12 protein-coding genes are annotated in these 17,520 nt (G+C 67.2%); 5 read left to right on the forward strand and 7 right to left on the reverse strand.

The window, feature by feature from the left end; genetic code table 11:
- Nucleotides 1-122 precede the first annotated feature (122 nt).
- Both oadA and N0B71_RS07750 read right to left on the reverse strand, forming a co-directional pair.
- Entirely contained in the window at nucleotides 123-1,937 is a 1,815-nt protein-coding gene (oadA, locus tag N0B71_RS07745; RefSeq protein WP_259758176.1) for a sodium-extruding oxaloacetate decarboxylase subunit alpha, read from the reverse strand.
- Between the two features lie 11 nt (nucleotides 1,938-1,948).
- Nucleotides 1,949-3,364 carry an acetyl-CoA carboxylase biotin carboxylase subunit gene (locus N0B71_RS07750; protein WP_017521524.1) on the reverse strand — a complete coding sequence of 472 codons (1,416 nt, stop codon included), beginning with the start codon at nucleotides 3,362-3,364 and terminating at the stop codon, nucleotides 1,949-1,951.
- A 228-nt stretch (nucleotides 3,365-3,592) separates the two neighbouring features.
- On the opposite strand from N0B71_RS07750, the gene N0B71_RS07755 reads away from it, so the two are divergent.
- The gene (locus N0B71_RS07755) at nucleotides 3,593-4,528 is read left to right on the forward strand and encodes a LysR family transcriptional regulator (RefSeq protein ID WP_259758177.1); all 936 of its coding nucleotides are present in this window, start codon (nucleotides 3,593-3,595) and stop codon (nucleotides 4,526-4,528) included.
- Here the strand turns inward: N0B71_RS07755 and N0B71_RS07760 are convergent.
- Nucleotides 4,482-4,697: a PA3496 family putative envelope integrity protein gene (locus tag N0B71_RS07760; protein ID WP_259758178.1), complete on the reverse strand. Its 216-nt coding sequence runs from the start codon at nucleotides 4,695-4,697 to the stop codon at nucleotides 4,482-4,484. The two genes, N0B71_RS07755 and N0B71_RS07760, sit on opposite strands and share 47 nt — an antisense overlap.
- Before the next feature lie 245 nt (nucleotides 4,698-4,942).
- Nucleotides 4,943-5,827: a transcriptional regulator HexR gene (gene hexR / locus N0B71_RS07765; RefSeq protein WP_259758179.1), complete on the reverse strand. Its 885-nt coding sequence runs from the start codon at nucleotides 5,825-5,827 to the stop codon at nucleotides 4,943-4,945.
- A 90-nt stretch (nucleotides 5,828-5,917) separates the two neighbouring features.
- On the opposite strand from hexR, the gene zwf reads away from it, so the two are divergent.
- A complete protein-coding gene (gene zwf, locus N0B71_RS07770; RefSeq protein WP_259758180.1) occupies nucleotides 5,918-7,393 on the forward strand; it encodes a glucose-6-phosphate dehydrogenase in 1,476 nt (491 codons plus the stop codon).
- Nucleotides 7,394-7,622: 229 nt separating this feature from the next.
- Nucleotides 7,623-9,023, forward strand: coding sequence for a prephenate-dependent tRNA uridine(34) hydroxylase TrhP (gene trhP, locus N0B71_RS07775; protein WP_259758181.1), 1,401 nt, complete (start codon nucleotides 7,623-7,625; stop codon nucleotides 9,021-9,023).
- A gap of 304 nt (nucleotides 9,024-9,327) precedes the next feature.
- Here trhP and N0B71_RS07780 read toward each other — a convergent pair whose 3' ends face one another.
- Nucleotides 9,328-10,035, reverse strand: a complete 708-nt coding sequence (locus tag N0B71_RS07780) for a DUF3142 domain-containing protein (protein WP_259758182.1) — start codon at nucleotides 10,033-10,035, stop codon at nucleotides 9,328-9,330.
- Nucleotides 10,036-10,040: 5 nt separating this feature from the next.
- Nucleotides 10,041-12,218, reverse strand: a complete 2,178-nt coding sequence (locus N0B71_RS07785) for an outer membrane assembly lipoprotein YfiO (protein WP_259758183.1) — start codon at nucleotides 12,216-12,218, stop codon at nucleotides 10,041-10,043.
- A 341-nt stretch (nucleotides 12,219-12,559) separates the two neighbouring features.
- Here N0B71_RS07785 and nirK point away from each other — a divergent pair, with 341 nt between their 5' ends.
- Together nirK and N0B71_RS07795 are read left to right on the forward strand one after the other, a co-directional pair.
- Nucleotides 12,560-13,615 carry a copper-containing nitrite reductase gene (gene nirK, locus N0B71_RS07790; protein WP_259759505.1) on the forward strand — a complete coding sequence of 352 codons (1,056 nt, stop codon included), beginning with the start codon at nucleotides 12,560-12,562 and terminating at the stop codon, nucleotides 13,613-13,615.
- Between the two features lie 59 nt (nucleotides 13,616-13,674).
- Entirely contained in the window at nucleotides 13,675-14,487 is an 813-nt protein-coding gene (locus N0B71_RS07795) for a formylglycine-generating enzyme family protein (protein WP_259758184.1), read from the forward strand.
- A gap of 35 nt (nucleotides 14,488-14,522) precedes the next feature.
- Here the strand turns inward: N0B71_RS07795 and N0B71_RS07800 are convergent, their stop codons facing one another.
- The gene (locus N0B71_RS07800; RefSeq protein WP_259758185.1) at nucleotides 14,523-17,366 is read right to left on the reverse strand and encodes an EAL domain-containing protein; all 2,844 of its coding nucleotides are present in this window, start codon (nucleotides 17,364-17,366) and stop codon (nucleotides 14,523-14,525) included.
- Nucleotides 17,367-17,520 lie beyond the last annotated feature (154 nt).

Below are 17,520 nucleotides of genomic sequence, written 5' to 3' on the forward strand. Positions count from 1 at the left end.
TAATGGCTTTCTGAAGGAAATTTCCGACGCAGATCAAGCAACGGGGCGAATCCAGCGGGCAAAAAAAAGGGGAGCATCGTGCTCCCCCGGGGACTGAACCTTAAAGACCCGTCTGTCCTTGGTCAGCCTTCAATTTCTACCAGGATCTCACCGGGGTTGACCCGGTCGCCCTTGGCCACGTGAATGGCCTTCACGGTGCCGGCGATGCCCGCCTGCACTTCGGTCTCCATCTTCATGGCTTCGGTGATCAGCACGGCCTGGCCGGCCTTCACAGTGTCGCCTTCCTTCACCAGCACATCGACGATGTTGCCCGGCATGGTGGTGCTGACATGGCCCGGCTCGCTGGCCTGCTTGCGCTTGCTGCCGCCACCGGCGACGAACTCGTTGAGCGGCTCGAAGACCACCTCTTCGGGCATGCCATCCACCGACAGGTAGAAGTGGCGCTTGCCGTCGGTCTTCACGCCGACGCCGGTGATGTCCACGCGGTAGCTCTCGCCGTGCACGTCCACCACGAACTCGGTCGGCACGCCCTCGCCACCGGCGGCGGCGACGCCCTTGCCATTGGGGATCGGCAGCAGCTCTTCGGGTTTCAGGGTGCCGGCGGCACGCTCCTCGAGGAACTTGCGGCCGATGTCCGGGAACATGGCGAAGGTCAGCACGTCTTCCTCGGACTTGGCCAGGCTGCCGATCTCCTCGCGCAGCTTGTTCAGCTCCGGCTTGAGCAGGTCGGCCGGGCGCACGTCGATCACTTCCTCGTTGCCGATGGCCTGGCGGCGCAGCGCTTCGTTGATGGTGCCCGGCGCCTTGCCGTAACGACCCTGCAGGTAGAGCTTCACCTCGTTGGTGATGGTCTTGTAGCGCTCGCCGGCGAGCACGTTGAAGAACGCCTGGGTGCCGACGATCTGCGAGGTCGGGGTGACCAGGGGCGGGAAGCCGAGGTCTTCGCGAACCCGCGGAATCTCGGCCAGCACTTCCGGCATGCGGTTCAGCGCGCCCTGTTCCTTGAGCTGGTTGGCCAGGTTGGAAATCATCCCGCCCGGCACCTGGTTGACCTGCACGCGGGTGTCCACGCCGGTGAACTCGCTCTCGAACTGGTGGTACTTCTTGCGCACGGCGTGGAAGTACATGCCGATTTCCTGCAGCAGCTCCAGGTCCAGGCCGGTGTCGAACGGGGTGCCGCGCAGGGCGGCGACCATGGATTCGGTGCCCGGGTGACTGGTGCCCCAGGCCATGCTGGAGATGGCCGTGTCGATGCGGTCGGCGCCGTTTTCCACGGCCTTGAGCTGGCACATGCTGGCGACGCCGGCGGTGTCGTGGGAGTGCACGACCACGTCCAGCGGCAGCGCCTCCTTCAGCGCCTTGACCAGTTCGCCGGTGGCGTAGGGGGTCAGCAGGCCGGCCATGTCCTTGATGGCGATGGAATCCACGCCCATGTCGGCCATGGCCTTGCCCTGGGCCACGAAGGCATCGATGGTGTGCACCGGGCTGGTGGTGTAGGCGATGGTGCCCTGGGCGTGCTTGCCGGCGGCCTTCACCGCCTCGATGGACACGCGCAGGTTACGCACGTCGTTCATCGCGTCGAAGATGCGGAACACGTCGATGCCGTTGACTGCCGCCTTGGCGACGAAGGCGCGGACCACGTCGTCGCTGTAGTGGCGGTAGCCCAGCAGGTTCTGCCCGCGCAGGAGCATCTGCAGGCGGGTGTTGGGCAGCGCGGCCTTGAGCTTGCGCAGGCGCTCCCACGGGTCTTCCTTGAGGAAGCGCACGCAGGCGTCGAAGGTGGCGCCGCCCCAGACTTCCAGCGACCAGTAGCCGACCTGGTCGAGCTTGTCGCAGATCGGCAGCATGTCTTCGGTGCGCATCCGGGTCGCCAGCAGCGACTGGTGGGCGTCGCGCAGGATGGTATCGGTGACGGTGACTTTCTTGGAAACGGTCATGGACGAATTCCTCACAGGCCAGCGTGGGCGGCAATGGCAGTAGCGATGGCGATGGCCAGGTGCGACGGGGTGCGCTTGATGGAGTACTGGGTCAGTTCCGGGTGGCTTTCGACGAAGCTGGTGTTGAACTGGCCGTTACGGAATTCCGGGTTCTTGAGGATTTCCTGGTAGTAGGCGGCCGTGGTCTTCACGCCCTGCACGCGCATGTCGTCCAGTGCGCGCAGGCCGCGGTCCAGCGCCTCTTCCCAGGTCAGCGCCCAGACCACCAGCTTCAGGCACATCGAGTCGTAGTACGGCGGGATGGTGTAGCCGGTGTAGATCGCCGTGTCGGTGCGCACGCCCGGGCCGCCGGGCGCGTAGTAGCGGGTGATCTTGCCGAAGGACGGCAGGAAGTTGTTCTTCGGGTCCTCGGCGTTGATCCGGAACTGCAGGGCGAAGCCACGGTGGATGATGTCTTCCTGCTTGACCGAGAGCGGCAGGCCGGAGGCGATGCGGATCTGCTCGCGGACGATGTCGATGCCGGTGATTTCCTCGGTGATGGTGTGTTCCACCTGCACGCGGGTATTCATCTCCATGAAGTACACCTCGCCATCGGCGAGCAGGAACTCCACGGTGCCGGCATTCTCGTAGCCCACGGCCTTGGCCGCGCGCACCGAGAGGTCACCGATGTAGGCGCGCTGCTCGGGGGTGAGCTGCGGGCTGGGGGCGATCTCGATGAGCTTCTGGTTGCGGCGCTGGATCGAGCAGTCGCGCTCGAACAGGTGCACGGTGTTGCCGAAGGAGTCGGCCAGCACCTGGGCTTCGATGTGCTTGGGGTTGACGATGCACTTCTCGAGGAAGACTTCCGCGCTGCCGAAGGCCTTGGTGGCTTCGGAGATGACCCGCGGGAAATTCTGCTCCAGCTCTTCGCGGCTGTTGCAGCGGCGGATACCGCGGCCGCCACCGCCGGAAGTGGCCTTGAGCATCACCGGGTAGCCGATGCGCTCGGCTTCGGAGATGGCCTCGGCGAGGTCGGCGACGTTGCCTTCGGTGCCGGGGGTGCAGGGCACGCCGGCGGCGATCATGCTGCGGCGCGCTTCGGTCTTGTCGCCCATGCGGCGGATGACTTCCGCCGACGGGCCGATGAACTTGATCCCGCGCTCGGCGCAGATATCGGCGAGCTCCGCGTTCTCGGAGAGGAAGCCGTAGCCCGGGTGCAGGGCGTCGCAACCGGTTTCCACCGCCAGGTTCACCAGGGCGCGGGGGTTGAGGTAACCCGCCAGCGGATCGGCGCCCAGGCTGTGGGCTTCGTCGGCGCGCTTGACGTGCAGGGCGTGCCGGTCGGCATCGGAATAGACGGCCACCGAACGGATGCCCATCTCGGCGCAGGCGCGCACGATCCGGACAGCGATCTCCCCACGGTTGGCGATCAGGATTTTCTTGATCACTGCGGCTTTCCCTCGGCCCGGGCCTGGTGGACCCCGGCGTAAAAACCCATCGGCAGCGCCGATCACGGCGGCTGGCTGTTCTCGACCGGAGCGGGTTCCGGCGTGTTTTTACCCTAGCGCGGGAGGGAGGATTAACCAAAATCAATAATTATTGGGGTAGCCATAAAGAATGATTTATAGTTGCGGGGAAATGCCCCGATCAGGCCGAGTTCTATGCGTAAGTCATTGATGCGTATGACCCTTCGCCAGCTGCAGGTTTTCCGCGCGGTGTGCGAAAGCCGTTCCTACAGCCGCGCCGCGGAGGAAATGGCCCTGACCCAGCCGGCGGTCAGCCTGCAGATCCGTCAGCTCGAGGAACTGGTCGGCCAGCCGCTGTTCGAGTACATCGGCAAGAAGCTCTACCAGACCGATGCCGCCGACGCCCTGCTGCGCGCCACCAACGACATCTTCCAGCGCCTGGAAGTGCTGGACATGAACCTCTCCGACCTCAAGGGCTCGCTGCAGGGCCAGCTGCGCCTGGCGGTGGAATCCAGCGCCAAGTACATCACCCCGCACCTGTTCGCCGCCTTCCACGCGCAGCACCCGGACGTCAGCCTGAACCTCACGGTGGTCAACCGCGCCCAGGTGATCAAGCGCCTGTCGGACAACCGCGACGACCTGGTGATCATGTCCCTGGTGCCGCAGGACATGGCGCTGGAATTCCTGCCCTTCCTGAACAACCCGATCGTCGCCGTGGCGCCGCCGGGCCACCCGCTGTGCAACGCCGCGAAGCTTTCGCTGAAGGACCTGGAGCCTTACCCGCTGCTGATCCGCGAGCCCGGCTCGGGCACGCGCAAGGCCTGCGAGGAACACTTCCAGCAGAAGCGCGCGCACTTCCCGCAGACGCTGGAATTCGCCTCGCTGGAGGGTTCACGGGAGGGGGTGCTGGCAGGGCTTGGGCTGGCCCTGCTGCCGCGCCACGCGGTGAGCCGCGAACTGCAATCCGGGCTGCTGCACGAACTGCCGGTGGAGGAGCTGCCGCTCTACCGCAGCTGGTGTCTGGTGCACGCCCGCGGCAAGCGCCTGAGCCCGGTGGCTCAGGCGTTCGTCGCCTTCATCCGTGAAGAGCGGGCGCTGATCAGCCAGCTGGCCGAACGCTTCGCCGGCCCGCCTTCGCCGAAGTGAGGTAGGCGGCGGCGATCAGGTCGGGGTAGTCGGAGGTTTCCAGGGCGAGGCGCTGGGCTTCCAGGCGGTCCTCGATGGCGCGGCGGAACTGCATGCGTCGCTGGTCTTCAAGCTTGCGGCGGGTCTTGCTGTCCACTTGGAGCTGGGTGTCGTCGATATGGCGGGGCATCTCGCATCTCCCAAGGCCGAAGGGCTGGAGACGCCAGCATGCTGACGACGGATGACCGTTTGACGACGCCGAGGTGAAGCGCCGATGACCGCGACGAGCGGTTGGCGGCGCGCCTTGGATAACCCGAGGCGCCTTTGCTCTTCGTAGGACCGAGGGGGACGCCTAGTCCTTGCTCGCGAACGGATTCAACCGGCGACTCGGTGGCTGGGCGGTTCGCGAGCAAGCTCGCTCCTACACCAAAGTGCTTAGGACGCTTCTTCCGGGCGTTCCTCGTGGTTCTTCACCACTTTCGGCGACAGGCGCAGGCTGCGCAGGCTGCGCTTCACGCTCTTGAGGTGATTCACCAGGTCCGGCCCGCGGGCCATGGCCACGCCCATCGCCAGCACGTCGATCACCACCAGGTGAGCGATCCGCGAGGTCAGCGGGGTGTAGATATCGGTGTCCTCGTGCACGTCCACCGCCAGGTTCACCGTGGCCAGGTCCGCCAGCGGGGTCTGGCTGGGGCACAGGGTGATCAGCGTGGCGCCAGCCTCGCGCACCAGGTTGGCGGTCACCAGCAGGTCCTTGGAGCGGCCGGACTGGGAGATGCAGATCGCCACGTCCGAGGGTTTGAGGGTCACCGCCGACATCGCCTGCATGTGCGGGTCGGAGTAGGCCGCCGCCGACAGCAGCAGGCGGAAGAACTTGTGCTGGGCGTCCGCCGCCACCGCGCCGGACGCGCCGAAACCGTAGAACTCGACGCGCTGGGCATGGGCGATGGCCGCGATGGCGCGCTCCAGCGCGTGGGTGTCGAGGTGCTCGCGCACCTCCATCAGTGAATGCAGGGTGGTGTCGAAGATCTTCAGGCTGAAGTCCGCCACCGAGTCGCTCTCGTTGATCGAGAACTGGCCGAAACTGGCACCCGCGGCGAGGCTCTGCGCCAGTTTGAGCTTGAGGTCCTGGAAGCCGGTGCAACCGATGGCGCGGCAGAAGCGCACGATGGTCGGCTCGCTGACGCCGACGCCATGGGCGAGGTCCGCCATGGAGCTGTGCATGACCGATGCAGGGTCCTGCATCACGTGATCGGCAACCTTGAGCTCCGACTTGCGGAGCAGATGACGCGACTGGGCAATGTGCTGCAAAAGGTTCACAGGGTTAGGCTCGGTGATAGTTGTCTGAGAATTCTGTAGTCTTGTTGTAGTTATACTACAAATCGACTCGCCACGCCCAGGGAATAAGTCTTGAATACGCCCGCCAGCCTTAGTCTTCCCGGCTCCTGCGACATCCTGGTGTTCGGCGGTAGCGGTGACCTGGCGCTGCACAAGCTGCTGCCGGCGCTCTACCACCTGCACCGGGAGAATCGCCTGCCGGCGGACACCCGCATCTTCGCCCTCGCCCGCAGCCAGCGCGACAACGCCGCCTACCTGGCCCTGGCCGAACGCAACTGCCGCGCCCAGGTGGCGCGCAGCGATTTTTCCGCCGAGGCCTGGCGCAGCTTCGCCCAGCGCCTGGAATACGTGGCGATGGACGCCTCCCAGAGCGCCGACTTCGGCCGCGTCGCCAAGGCTCTCAAGCGCAGCGAAGGCCGCGTGCTGGTGCACTACCTGGCCACCGCGCCGAGCCTGTTCGCGCCCATTGCGCTGAACCTGAAGATCGCCGGCCTCGCCGGCCCGCTGGCGCGCATCGTGCTGGAGAAGCCGCTGGGCCATTCGCTGGACTCGGCGGTGGCGATCAACCAGGCCATCGGCGAGGTGTTCGACGAGTCGCGGGTGTTCCGCATCGACCACTACCTGGGCAAGGAAACGGTGCAGAACCTCATGGCGCTGCGCTTCGCCAACACGCTCTTCGAGCCGGTGTGGCGCACCGGGCACATCGATCACGTGCAGATCACCGTCAGCGAAACCCTGGGCGTGGAGAACCGCGGCGGCTACTACGACCACGCCGGCGCCATGCGCGACATGGTGCAGAACCACCTGCTGCAACTGCTCTGCCTGGTGACCATGGAGGCGCCGGTGCGCTTCGATGCCGAGGCGGTGCGCAACGAGAAGGTGAAGATCCTCCAGGCGCTCAAGCCGATTTCCGGGCAGGACGTGCAGGACAAGACCGTGCGAGGCCAGTACACCGCCGGGCACATCGGCGGGCAGGAAGTGCCGGCCTACTGGTTCGAGAAAAATGTCGACAACGACAGCGATACCGAGACCTTCGTCGCCGTTCAGGCGGAGATCGACAACTGGCGCTGGGCCGGCGTGCCGTTCTACCTGCGCACCGGCAAGCGCATGGCGAAGAAGTGCTCGGAGATCGTCATCCAGTTCAAGCCGGTGCCCAACAGCCTGATCGGCAGCGGCGCCGGCGCGGCCAATCGCCTGTGGATACGACTGCAGCCCGAGGAGCGCATCAGCGTGCAGCTGATGGCCAAGGCGCCCGGCAAGGGCATGCAGCTGGAGCCGGTGGAGCTGGACCTCAACCTGGCCCAGGCCTTCAACGCCAATAAACGCCGCTGGGATGCCTACGAGCGCCTGCTGCTGGACGTAATCGAGGGCGATTCGACGCTGTTCATGCGCCGCGACGAAGTGGAAGCCGCCTGGCGCTGGATCGACCCGATCATCACCGGCTGGCACGAGCACTACCTGAGCCCGCGCCCCTACCCCGCCGGCAGCAACGGGCCGGAGCAGGCGCAGACGCTGCTGGAGCTGCAGGGGCGGCGCTGGCTGGAGTGATGCGCCGCGCCGATCTCGCCGGATAAACACCCTGTAGGATGGGTGGAGCGCAGCGATACCCATGCTGACGGCGCGAGGTATTGATGGGTATCGCTTCGCTCCACGCCATCCTACTAAGAGCAGGACGGGCATGGCGGAGCGGATAGCGCATCCGTTGACCTCGCTCAGCACGCGCAGCCCGCGGATTTCCTAGAGTGGCGGCCTTTTTCCCACACTCCGCTGCGCCGTCATGTCCCACATCCCGTTTTCCCCCGAACTGCTCTGCCCCGCCGGCTCGCTGAAAAGCCTGCGCCACGCCTTCGCCTACGGCGCCGAAGCCGTCTACGCCGGCCAGCCGCGCTACAGCCTGCGGGTGCGCAACAACGAATTCGACCACGCCAACCTCGCCACCGGCATCCAGGAGGCGCACGCCCTGGGCAAACGCCTGTACGTGGTGGTCAACATCGCGCCGCACAACGCCAAGCTGAAAACCTTCCTGCAGGATGTCGAGTCGGTGATCGCCCTCGGCCCGGATGCGCTGATCATGTCTGATCCCGGCCTGATCATGCTGGTTCGCCAGCATTTCCCCGACGTCGATATCCACCTCTCGGTGCAGGCCAACGCGGTGAACTGGGCCAGCGTGGAGTTCTGGCGCCAGCAGGGGCTCAAGCGGGTGATCCTGTCCCGCGAGCTGTCGCTCGATGAGATTGGCGAGATTCGCGAGCGCGTACCGGGCATGGAGCTGGAAGTCTTCGTCCACGGCGCGCTGTGCATGGCCTATTCCGGGCGCTGCCTTCTGTCGGGCTACATCAATCGCCGCGACCCCAACCAGGGCACCTGCACCAACGCCTGTCGTTGGGAATACCAGACCCACGCCGCCCATGAGGACGAACTGGGGCACGCGGTGCGCAACGTCGAACCCACCCTGGGCATCGGCGCGCCGACGAAGGAAATCGTCCTGCTCGAAGAAGGCAACCGCCCCGGCGAGCTGATGGAGGCGTTCGAGGACGAGCACGGCACCTACATCATGAACTCCAAGGACCTGCGCGCCATCCAGCACGTGCAGCGTTTAACGCAGATGGGCGTGCATTCGCTGAAGATCGAGGGCCGGACCAAGTCCCACTACTACGTCGCGCGCACCGCCCAGGCCTACCGCCAGGCTATCGACGACGCGGTCGCCGGGCGCGCCTTCGACCGCAGCCTGATGGACACCCTGGAGTCCCTCGCCCACCGCGGCTACACCGAAGGCTTCCTGCGCCGCCACGTGCACGACGAGTACCAGAACTACCAGTACGGACACTCGCTGTCCGAGCGCCAGCAGTTCGTCGGCGAATTCACCGGCGAGCGCCGCCACGGCCTGGCCGAGGTGCGGGTGAAGAACCGCTTCGAGGTGGGCGACAGCGTCGAGCTGATGACCCCGGCGGGCAACCGCACCTTCCGCCTGCAGGCGCTGGAGAACCACCGCGGCGAAGCCATCGGCGTTGCGCCCGGCGATGGGCATGTGGTCTACCTGCCGCTGCCCGAGGAACTGGACCTGCAATACGCCCTGCTGATGCGCAACCTGAAGGGCGGGACCACGCGGGATGCGCGGGAGGCAGCGGCAGCCGGCGGTTGCGGAGGCGGTTGCGGCAAGGGCGGGTGTGGCGGCTGAGTCCTCTGCAGGCGGAAAGCTATCGCGGACGGAGTCCGCTCCTACCTGAAGTATCGCGCTAGGACATGCCCTCTCCCCCGCCCGCTCCCTGAAGGGAGAGGGAGTCGTCCAACGCCGTCGGCCAACTCGGTGCTTCGCTTGATGCCGATCAGTCCCCTCTCCCTTCGGAGCGGGGCGCGTAGCCAGGGTTAGGGAGAGGGAAATACACGCACGGATTTTCAGATGAAGACAGTGCTCCTACCCGACGTTCAACTCCGCGCAGGAGCGGACTCCGTCCGCGATCGGCCCGCCATCCGCTGCGAACTCACGGGTTCTGCAAGAACACCACATACCCCCGGAACCACCGGCTCTTCGCCAGGTAGTCCGGCGCCTGCCACTGGCCGTACTGCGCCAGCCCGATGCGAAACGGCAGCTGCAGCCGCGCCACCCGCGGCAGGTAGGCCTGGTAGTTGGGGATGGTCTGGCGTCCCTGGTAGGTCTGCACCACCACCTCGTCCACCACGCCGGCCAGGCGATTGAGGGTCTCGGGCGCGGCGTTGCTGCCCCAGTCCATCAGCCCGGTGATGCTCAGCTTGCAGCCCTCGGGCAGGCGCGTACGCAAGTCCTGGAGGAAGTCGACGTACTCGTCCAGGTAGCGCGTGCGTGCATCGAAGTCGATCTGCACGCCCACCACCGGATTGCCGGCGGCGCGCCAGCGGCGCAGCTGGGACAGCAGCGTGCGGTAGATGTCCTCGTTCCAGCGCAGGGTATGGGCACGGTAGACCACCCACACCTCGCCCTGCTTCAGGCGCGGAATGGCGATGCCCTGGGCGATCAGCCGGGCGCGGCCATCGCGGTAGCGCGGCGCGCTGACCTGCCCCTGCAGCACGTACAGGGTGCGGGCCTGGGCCAGTACCGGCTGGGGCGACACCCCGCTCCACAGCCAGAAGGCGTCGTGCTCCGCGGCGTCCACGCCGCCCGCCGTGGCGTTGCCTGCGAGCAACGCCAGCACCAGGGCCACGACGCGCCGCACGGGGCTTACCAGTAGTACTTCAGCGATTTCGCCCAGGGCGTGGCGGCGTACTGGCCCTTGAGGGTGCGGAACCACTGCTTGCGCTGCGACGGCGCGATGTCCTGGCTGCCGCAGCCGTTGTAACCGCTGGGCGCGAAGCAGTTGATGGCGCGGAACAACGCATAGGCGCGATCCTCTTCCACCGCCTGCTTGTCGGCGATGACCTTGAGGTACCCGTCCATGCGTGAGTATGGCGTGCCGGGGAACAGCGATTCGCCGCCGCCCAGCTCGCGCTCGCTGGGCTGGGTGTCGAGCGGGAAGCCGTCCAGGCCGTTGCGCAGGATGAACTCGCCCAGGCAGTTCAGCGCCTTGGGCGGCGGCGGGCTCTGCAGCAGGTCGCGGGCGACGTCGACGATGGCCGGGCATTCGTAGCCGGTGTCGTTCTTGCCGCCGGGCCACTGGAACAGCGACAGCGGCATGCTGCCGTAGAGGTAGCCGATGCTGGCGCCCAGCGGCTTGCCGCTGCCGTCGGTGGGCAGCAGCGCGAGATCGTCGATGTACGCCTGGTACTGGCCGTGCAGCAGGTCCTTGTAGAGCAGGGCGAACAGCGCGGTATCGCGCTCCTCCACCGAGACGCCGGTGGACTTCGCCTGCTGGCGCAGCAGGTCGGGGCCGGCGACATGGCGCAGGAGAATCTCGCGGATGATCGGCGTGTGCACGGGCGATCCTTCGGCGAAGACCTTCACCAGCCGGTCGCTGCGCTCGTAGTTGAAGGCCAGCGCTAGCTCCAGCTGCTCGCGCTGCAAGGGCTGCTCGGCCAGCGGCAGCAGCCGCAGCCAGAGCTTCTCGGCGGCAATCCAGTCGTTGCTCGCTTCCAGGGCGAAACCGCGCAGGGTCTGCTGGCTGAAGGCGAGGTAGTCGAGTTTCGCCGGCAGCTCCTCCGGCAGGGACTTCAGCGCCTGGGCGGGTTGCTCCTCGACGTACAGCTGGTACGCCGCCGTCAGGTAATCGTGCAGGCCGGGTATCTTGGCGAAGAGGTCCTTCTGCGCCGCCAGGCCGGCGGCGTCGAGGGCGCGGGGCTCGTTGGGCTCGTGGTGACGCATCTGCATCAGGTCGAGCACCGCCAGCAGGCGCGCGTCGCGCACGTCGGCCGGGTGCGCGGTGACCAGCAGCTTGTTGTCGACTTCCTGCACCAGTTGGGCAAGATCGTCGGCGTCCTCGCGGGCGAACAGTTCGGCGTACTCGCCCGCCAGCCGGCCTTCGTCGCTCATCAGCCAGTAGACGCGGCGCGTCAGGCCCTTGGCCGACGCGCTGTAGCGGCCCTGGGCATAGGCCTTGAGGTAGTCGCCCAGGGCGGTTTCCGCCTGGGCGAGGATCTTCTTGTCGACCTTGCGCAGGTCCGGGTAGCCCATCTCGTCGAAGGCATTCTGCTGCGCCTGGTTGAGCAGGGCGCGGGCGACCATGTAGCGCGACGTTTCCTTGAGCCAGGCCTGGTCGCTGTCCTGCAGGGCGCGGAAGGACTTCAGCGCGTCGGCGAAGCGACCGCTGTAGAAGTCCGCGGCGCCCTTGAGGTAGGTGCGATAGGCCAAGGCCTGCGCGCTCTGCAGGTCCGCCGGCAGCAGCACGCTGAGCTGGGTTTCGTCCCACTGGCAGGCGCCCAGCAGGGTCAGCCGTGCGCGGGCCAGGCCCTGGCGTTCGCCGGCGGGCAGGCTGTCGGCCAGCAGCAGCTGGCTGAGGAAGTCCTGGGCGGTGGCCGGGTTGTTGCTGCGGCAGCGGCTGCCTTCGCCGCTGGCGAAGCTGTCGGCGGACGACGGCACGGCATCCGCCGGCAGGCCGATGCGCGTGGCGAGATCGGCCAGCGGGGCGGCGCTCGAAGGGCCGGCGCTGTCGCCCGCATCACCCGGCGCTGCGCCATCGAGCCAGCGCGCCAGGGGGAACGGCACCTGGCCGTAGCCCAGTTGCTGTTCGTCGTCGCTCAGCGCGCGGTTGGGGATGCTGGCCTGGCCGGCGTCGGCCAGCAGCAGCTGCAGGTTGACCCGGCTGTCGTTGCCGGGGCTGAGGAACGGCAGGCTGTTGCACACATCCAGCGTGTCGCGCTTGAGGTTCCAGCTCGGGTAGCAGGAGTCGTCGCTGCTCGCGCGCGCTTCCTGCACGCCGAGGCAACCGGTGATCAGAGCCAGCAGGGTCAGACCGTACAGACGCATGAATGATCCTTGTCCTTTGGAGCCCGCACGCCGGGCCGGAAATCAAAGCAGGAAGAATCTTACCTCGCCGCGCCCGGTCTTGCCCGCTTGCATGGGCACAAGACTGTAAACGCGATCTACCGCACAGCAGAGCCTGCGACACGTTGTCCAGCTGAAAGCTTCTTTGTTTTGGCTCAAGGAAGGCATTTGCCTACCGGGTATCTCCTTGCCTGACGACAGTTCGTCGAAAACGGAGAGTTACCATGCTTGATCAGGAAGAGATTTCGCTGTCCCGCCGCACCCTGCTGGCCGGCGCCGTGGTCCTGGGCGTCAGCGGCAGCCTGCTCACCAGCGGCAGGACGATGGCGGACGACGCAAAGGCAGCGCCGCAGAACGCGGGGCCCGCCGCGGACCTGTCGAAGCTGGAGCATGTGCAGGTCGAGCTGGTCGCGCCGCCCTTCGTGCATGCCCACGAGCAGCGCGCCACGGGCCAGCCCAGGGTCGTGCAGTTCCGCATGGTGATCCAGGAGAAGACGCTGGTCATCGACGGCGAAGGTACGCAGATCCACGCCATGACCTTCAACGGCTCGGTGCCCGGCCCGCTGATGGTGGTGCACCAGGACGACTACCTGGAACTCACCCTGGTCAACCCGGCGAGCAACACCCTCACCCACAACATCGACTTCCACGCCTCCACCGGCGCCCTGGGTGGCGGCGCGCTGACCCTCATCCAGCCCGGCGAGGAAGTGACGCTGCGCTTCAAGGCAACCCGCCCCGGCGTGTTCGTCTACCACTGCGCACCGGGCGGGGCGATGATCCCGTGGCACGTGGTGTCGGGCATGAACGGGGCGATCATGGTGCTGCCACGCGATGGCCTGAAGGACCGCGACGGCAAGCCGCTCACCTACGACAAGGTGGTCTACATCGGCGAGCAGGACTACTACGTGCCGCGCGACAAGGACGGCAAGTACAAGCGCTACGCCACGCCGATAGAAAGCTACGGCGACACGCTGCAGCTCATGAAGGGGCTGGTCCCCAGCCACATCGTGTTCAACGGCAAGGTCGGCGCGCTGACCGGCGAGAACGCGCTCAAGGCGAGCGTCGGCGAGACCCTGCTGATCGTCCATTCCCAGGCCAACCGCGACACCCGCCCCCACCTGATCGGCGGCCACGGCGACCATGTCTGGGCCACCGGCAAGTTCAACAACCCGCCGGAGCAGGACCTGGAAACCTGGTTCATCCCCGGCGGCGCGGCGGGTGCGGCGCTCTATACCTTCCGCCAGCCGGGCCTGTACACCTACCTCAACCACAACCTCATCGAGGCCGTGCTGCTGGGCGCCGCGGCGCACATCCAGGTCGAGGGCCAGTGGGACCACGACCTGATGAGCCAGGTCCAGCCGCCGACGGCGATCAAGTGAGCCCCACGGCCGGCCCGGAGTGGGTCGGCCATTTCCTCCCCCGACGGACTGGGCAGCACATGCGTACGACCCTGCTAATCGGCATTTGCGCCGCGCTGCTGCTGGGCGGGGCTTTGCTCTTCCTGCGGCCGCCCTACCAGCCAGAGCTTGCGCCGCCAACCGTACGGCTCGAACCCCGCGCGTTCGACTTCCGCCCGGCGGGCGACTACTGGCGGGCAACGCAGGCGGTGGATGCTCCGTCGCAGCGCGAATACCTCGCGCCGCGCTTCGAGGTGATGAAATTCCAGGTCAGCCAGGGCGAATACGCCCGCTGCGTGGCCGAGGGCGCCTGCCTGGCGCTGGACCACGGCGCCGCCAGCGACGACCTGCCGCGCACCGGCGCCAGCCTGCTGGATGCGCAGCGTTACGCCGACTGGCTGTCCCGCCGCACCGGCCAGCGCTGGCGCCTGCCCACCGACCGCGAATGGGCCTTCTTCGCCGGCTCGCGCTGGGCCGACGATGCCCTGCGCCTCGACGATGACGATGGCAGCAACCCCGCACGCCGCTGGCTGGCGCGCTATCGCCTGGAAGCGCAAACCCGCACCAGCGTCTCGGCGCTACCCTTGCCGCGCGGCAGCCACGGGCTGAACGAATACGGGGTGGCGGACCTGGGCGGCAACGTCTGGGAGTGGACCCAAAGCTGCCACCAGCGGGTCAACCTGGATGCCCGGGCCGCCGCGACAGAACGCGCCGAGTATTGCTCGATCCGCATCGCCGAAGGCCGCCATCGCGCCGCGATCAACGATTTCGTTCGCGATGCCCGCGGCGGTGGCTGCAGCGCCGGGCAACCGCCGGACAACCTCGGCTTCCGCCTGGTCCGGGACATGCCGTGAGCAACCGCCGGCGGCGCACTGGCCCTGTAGCCAAGCTAGCGCCGCTCGCTGCGCTCCAGCAGGGCCAGGCAGGCGTCGGCCGGCACCGGCTGGCTGATCAGGTAGCCCTGGATCTCGTCGCAACCGTGGGCGCGCAGGAAGCGCAGTTGCTCGGCGTGTTCGACGCCTTCGGCCACCACCTTCAGCTCCAGGCTGTGCGCCATGGCGATGATCGCCCGGGTGATGGCCGCGTCCTCGCCGCGCTCGGAGAGGTCGCGGATGAAGGTCTGGTCGATCTTCACGTAATCCACCGGGAAGCGCTTCAAATAGCTGAGCGAGGAATAACCGGTGCCGAAATCGTCGATGGCCAGCTTCACGCCCATCTCGCGTAGCTGGCGGAAGGTCGCGGTGACACTCTCGACGTTGTCCAGCAACTGGCTTTCGGTCAGTTCCAGCTCCAGCAGGTGCGGCGGCAGGCCGGTGTCCTCAAGCACGGTACGCACCAAGTCGACCAGGTTGCCGGTGCGCAACTGGTGCACCGAGAGGTTCACCGATACCCGCAGCTCGCGTCCCTTGAGCTGCCAGGCGCGGGCCTGCTGGCAGGCACGGCGCAGGACGAACTCACCGATGGCGCCGATCAGCCCGGTCTCCTCGGCGAGGCCGATGAAGTCGCTGGGCGGCACCATGCCCATCTCCGGGTGGCGCCATCGCACCAGCGCCTCGGCGCTGTCCAGGCGCTCGTTGGCGAGGTTCAGCTTGGGCTGGTAATGCACGTCCAGCTGGCCTTCGTCGATGGCCTTGCGCAGGCGGGTTTCCAGTTGCAGGCGCTCCAGCGTGCAGGCCTGCAGGTTGTCGGTGAAGAACTGGAAGGTGTTGCCGCCCAGGTGCTTGGCGTGCTGCATGGCCATGTTCGCCTGGCTCATCAGCGCGGAGATTTCCCAGGCGTTGTCCGGCAGCAGACTGATGCCCACCGAGGCGCTGACCATCAGTTCATGGCCCCCCACGGTCATCGGCGTGCGCAGCTTGGCCAGCAGCCGGCTGGACAGCCGCGCCAGCGCGGCGAGGCTGGCGTAGGAGTCGATCAGCACGGCGAACTCGTCTCCGGACAGCCGGGCGATGGTGTCGGCCTCGGGCACCGTCTGGGTCATGCGCCGGGACATCTGCCGCAGCAACTGGTCGGCGACCTCGTGGCCAAGGCTGTCATTGAGCAGCTTGAAGCGGTCCAGGTCGATCAGCAGCAGCGCCGCCGTGCGGCCTTCCTGGCGGGCGCGCTGGCTGGCCTCGTGCAGGCGCTCCTTGAACAGCGTGCGGTTGGCCAGGCCCGTGAGCTCGTCGTAGTGCGACAGGTAGCGCAGCCGCTCCTCGGCGTCGCGGCGGGCGGTGAGGTCGGCGAAGAAGCCGACCACATGGGCGACCTGCCCGCGGCCGTCGCGCACCACGTTCAGTTGCAGCCATTGCGGGTACAGCTCGCCGTTCTTGCGCGTCTCGATCAGCTCGCCCTGCCAGGTGCCCTGGCGCTCCAGCTCGGCACGGATCGACTGGTAGCGGCGCAGCGCTTCGGAGGAGCCCATCAGGCGCGCGACGTTGTGCCCGAGCACGTCCTCGCGGCGGTAACCGGTCAGGCGGGTGAATGCCTCGTTGAGGGCGATCAGCCGGTAGTCCGGGTCGAGGATGATGATGCCTTCGCTGGCTGCCTCGAACACCGTGGCGGCCAGGCGCTGCTCTTCCTCGCGCAGCTTGCGCGGCGAGATGTCCGCGCGGGTGCCGACCATCCGCGTCACCTGCCCGCGGCTGTCGCGCTCCATCACCCGGCCGCGGTCTTCCACCCACACCCAGTGGCCGTCGGCGTGGCGCACACGGTACTCGATGCGGTAGCCGTCGGTGCGGCCCTTGAGGTGCTCGACCAGCGCCCGGCGCAGCAGCGGCAGGTCGTCGGGGTGCAGGCGCGGGCGCAGGTCGTTGCGCACGCTCTTCACCGCGTCCTGGGTGATCCCGAAGATTTCCTCCAGGTGCGAGTGGTGCACTTCGTCGGTCAGCAGGTTCCAGTCCCACAGCCCCAGTTCGCTGGCCTCCAGTGCCAGGGCCAGGCGCGCTTCGGTGTGGCTGAGCTGGGCGCTGCCGGCCTCGACCCGTTCCTGCAGGGCGTCGCGGGCGCGGCACAGCTCGCGCTCTGCACGGCGACGCTGCTCCACCTCGCGCTCCAGGTCCTGGTTCAGCGCCTCGGTCTGCGCCTTCGCGCGCTCCAGGTGCGCCACCAGCGCCTGGGCCTGGAAACGCCGCAGCAGGCCGACATGGACCACCCGGTGAATCTGCCAGGCCACCACCAGCAGCGCCGCCAGCAGGATCACCCCGAGCACACCCCAGCCCTGCTGCAGCGGGTTGTCGCTGATCAATAAATAGGCAATGGAGGGGAACAGGCAGGGCAAGGCGAAGGTCAGGAAGGCCGGCAGGCTGACCGCGTAGGCGACGCTGGCGGAGAGGATCGCCGCGGCGATAAGGCCGAACACCAGGGACTGCTGGAGGAAGGCGTCCGGCGGCACCAGGGCGATGGCGGCGAAGGCCAGGGTCAAGCCCGAGGCCCCGGCGCCGAACAGGAAGGTGCGCTGCCAGTGCGGGCTGGCCTGGCGCTCGGCGGAGGCGGCATTGAAGGCGGACACCTGGATCAGCCGCAGCACGGCCAGCAGCACCAGCGAGATCAGCCAGCCGGCGAGCAGCCCCGGCTTCACGTAGTCCCACAGCAGCCCGGCGCAGGCCAGGCCATCGAGCAGCATGAGCAGGGTCGGCACCCGCGAGCCCTGGTACAGCAGGCGTGTGCGTTCGACGGCAATTTCGTGAGCGTACTGCTGGCGGATCTCGGCATGGCTCACCGGGATCGCCGACGGCTCTACATAAGCGGTCATAGGCGTTTTTCTTGTAGGTGTCAGGCCTAGGCGTCGGCGGAGCATACCCGAGGAGATTGCCCCACCCAAGCATCACAGATGGCAATTGGCCGCCCGCCTGCCCAACTTTCGTCGGGAAGACGCCGGACGGCGGGCCGGTTTGCCGGGGAAAACC

This window comes from Pseudomonas sp. GCEP-101 (assembly GCF_025133575.1).
In the GTDB taxonomy this organism is placed as follows: Bacteria; Pseudomonadota; Gammaproteobacteria; order Pseudomonadales; family Pseudomonadaceae; genus Pseudomonas; species Pseudomonas nitroreducens_B.

Bases quoted from the DNA above. Each gene is read 5' to 3' on its own strand.
- N0B71_RS07755 (WP_259758177.1), top strand. From the start codon at position 3,593: ATGCGTATGACCCTTCGCCAGCTGCAGGTTTTCCGCGCGGTGTGCGAA.
- oadA (WP_259758176.1), bottom strand. From the start codon at position 1,937: ATGACCGTTTCCAAGAAAGTCACCGTCACCGATACCATCCTGCGCGAC.
- N0B71_RS07795 (WP_259758184.1), top strand. From the start codon at position 13,675: ATGCGTACGACCCTGCTAATCGGCATTTGCGCCGCGCTGCTGCTGGGC.
- nirK (WP_259759505.1), top strand. From the start codon at position 12,560: ATGGCGGACGACGCAAAGGCAGCGCCGCAGAACGCGGGGCCCGCCGCG.
- N0B71_RS07760 (WP_259758178.1), bottom strand. From the start codon at position 4,697: ATGCCCCGCCATATCGACGACACCCAGCTCCAAGTGGACAGCAAGACC.
- N0B71_RS07800 (WP_259758185.1), bottom strand. From the start codon at position 17,366: ATGACCGCTTATGTAGAGCCGTCGGCGATCCCGGTGAGCCATGCCGAG.
- N0B71_RS07785 (WP_259758183.1), bottom strand. From the start codon at position 12,218: ATGCGTCTGTACGGTCTGACCCTGCTGGCTCTGATCACCGGTTGCCTC.
- trhP (WP_259758181.1), top strand. From the start codon at position 7,623: ATGTCCCACATCCCGTTTTCCCCCGAACTGCTCTGCCCCGCCGGCTCG.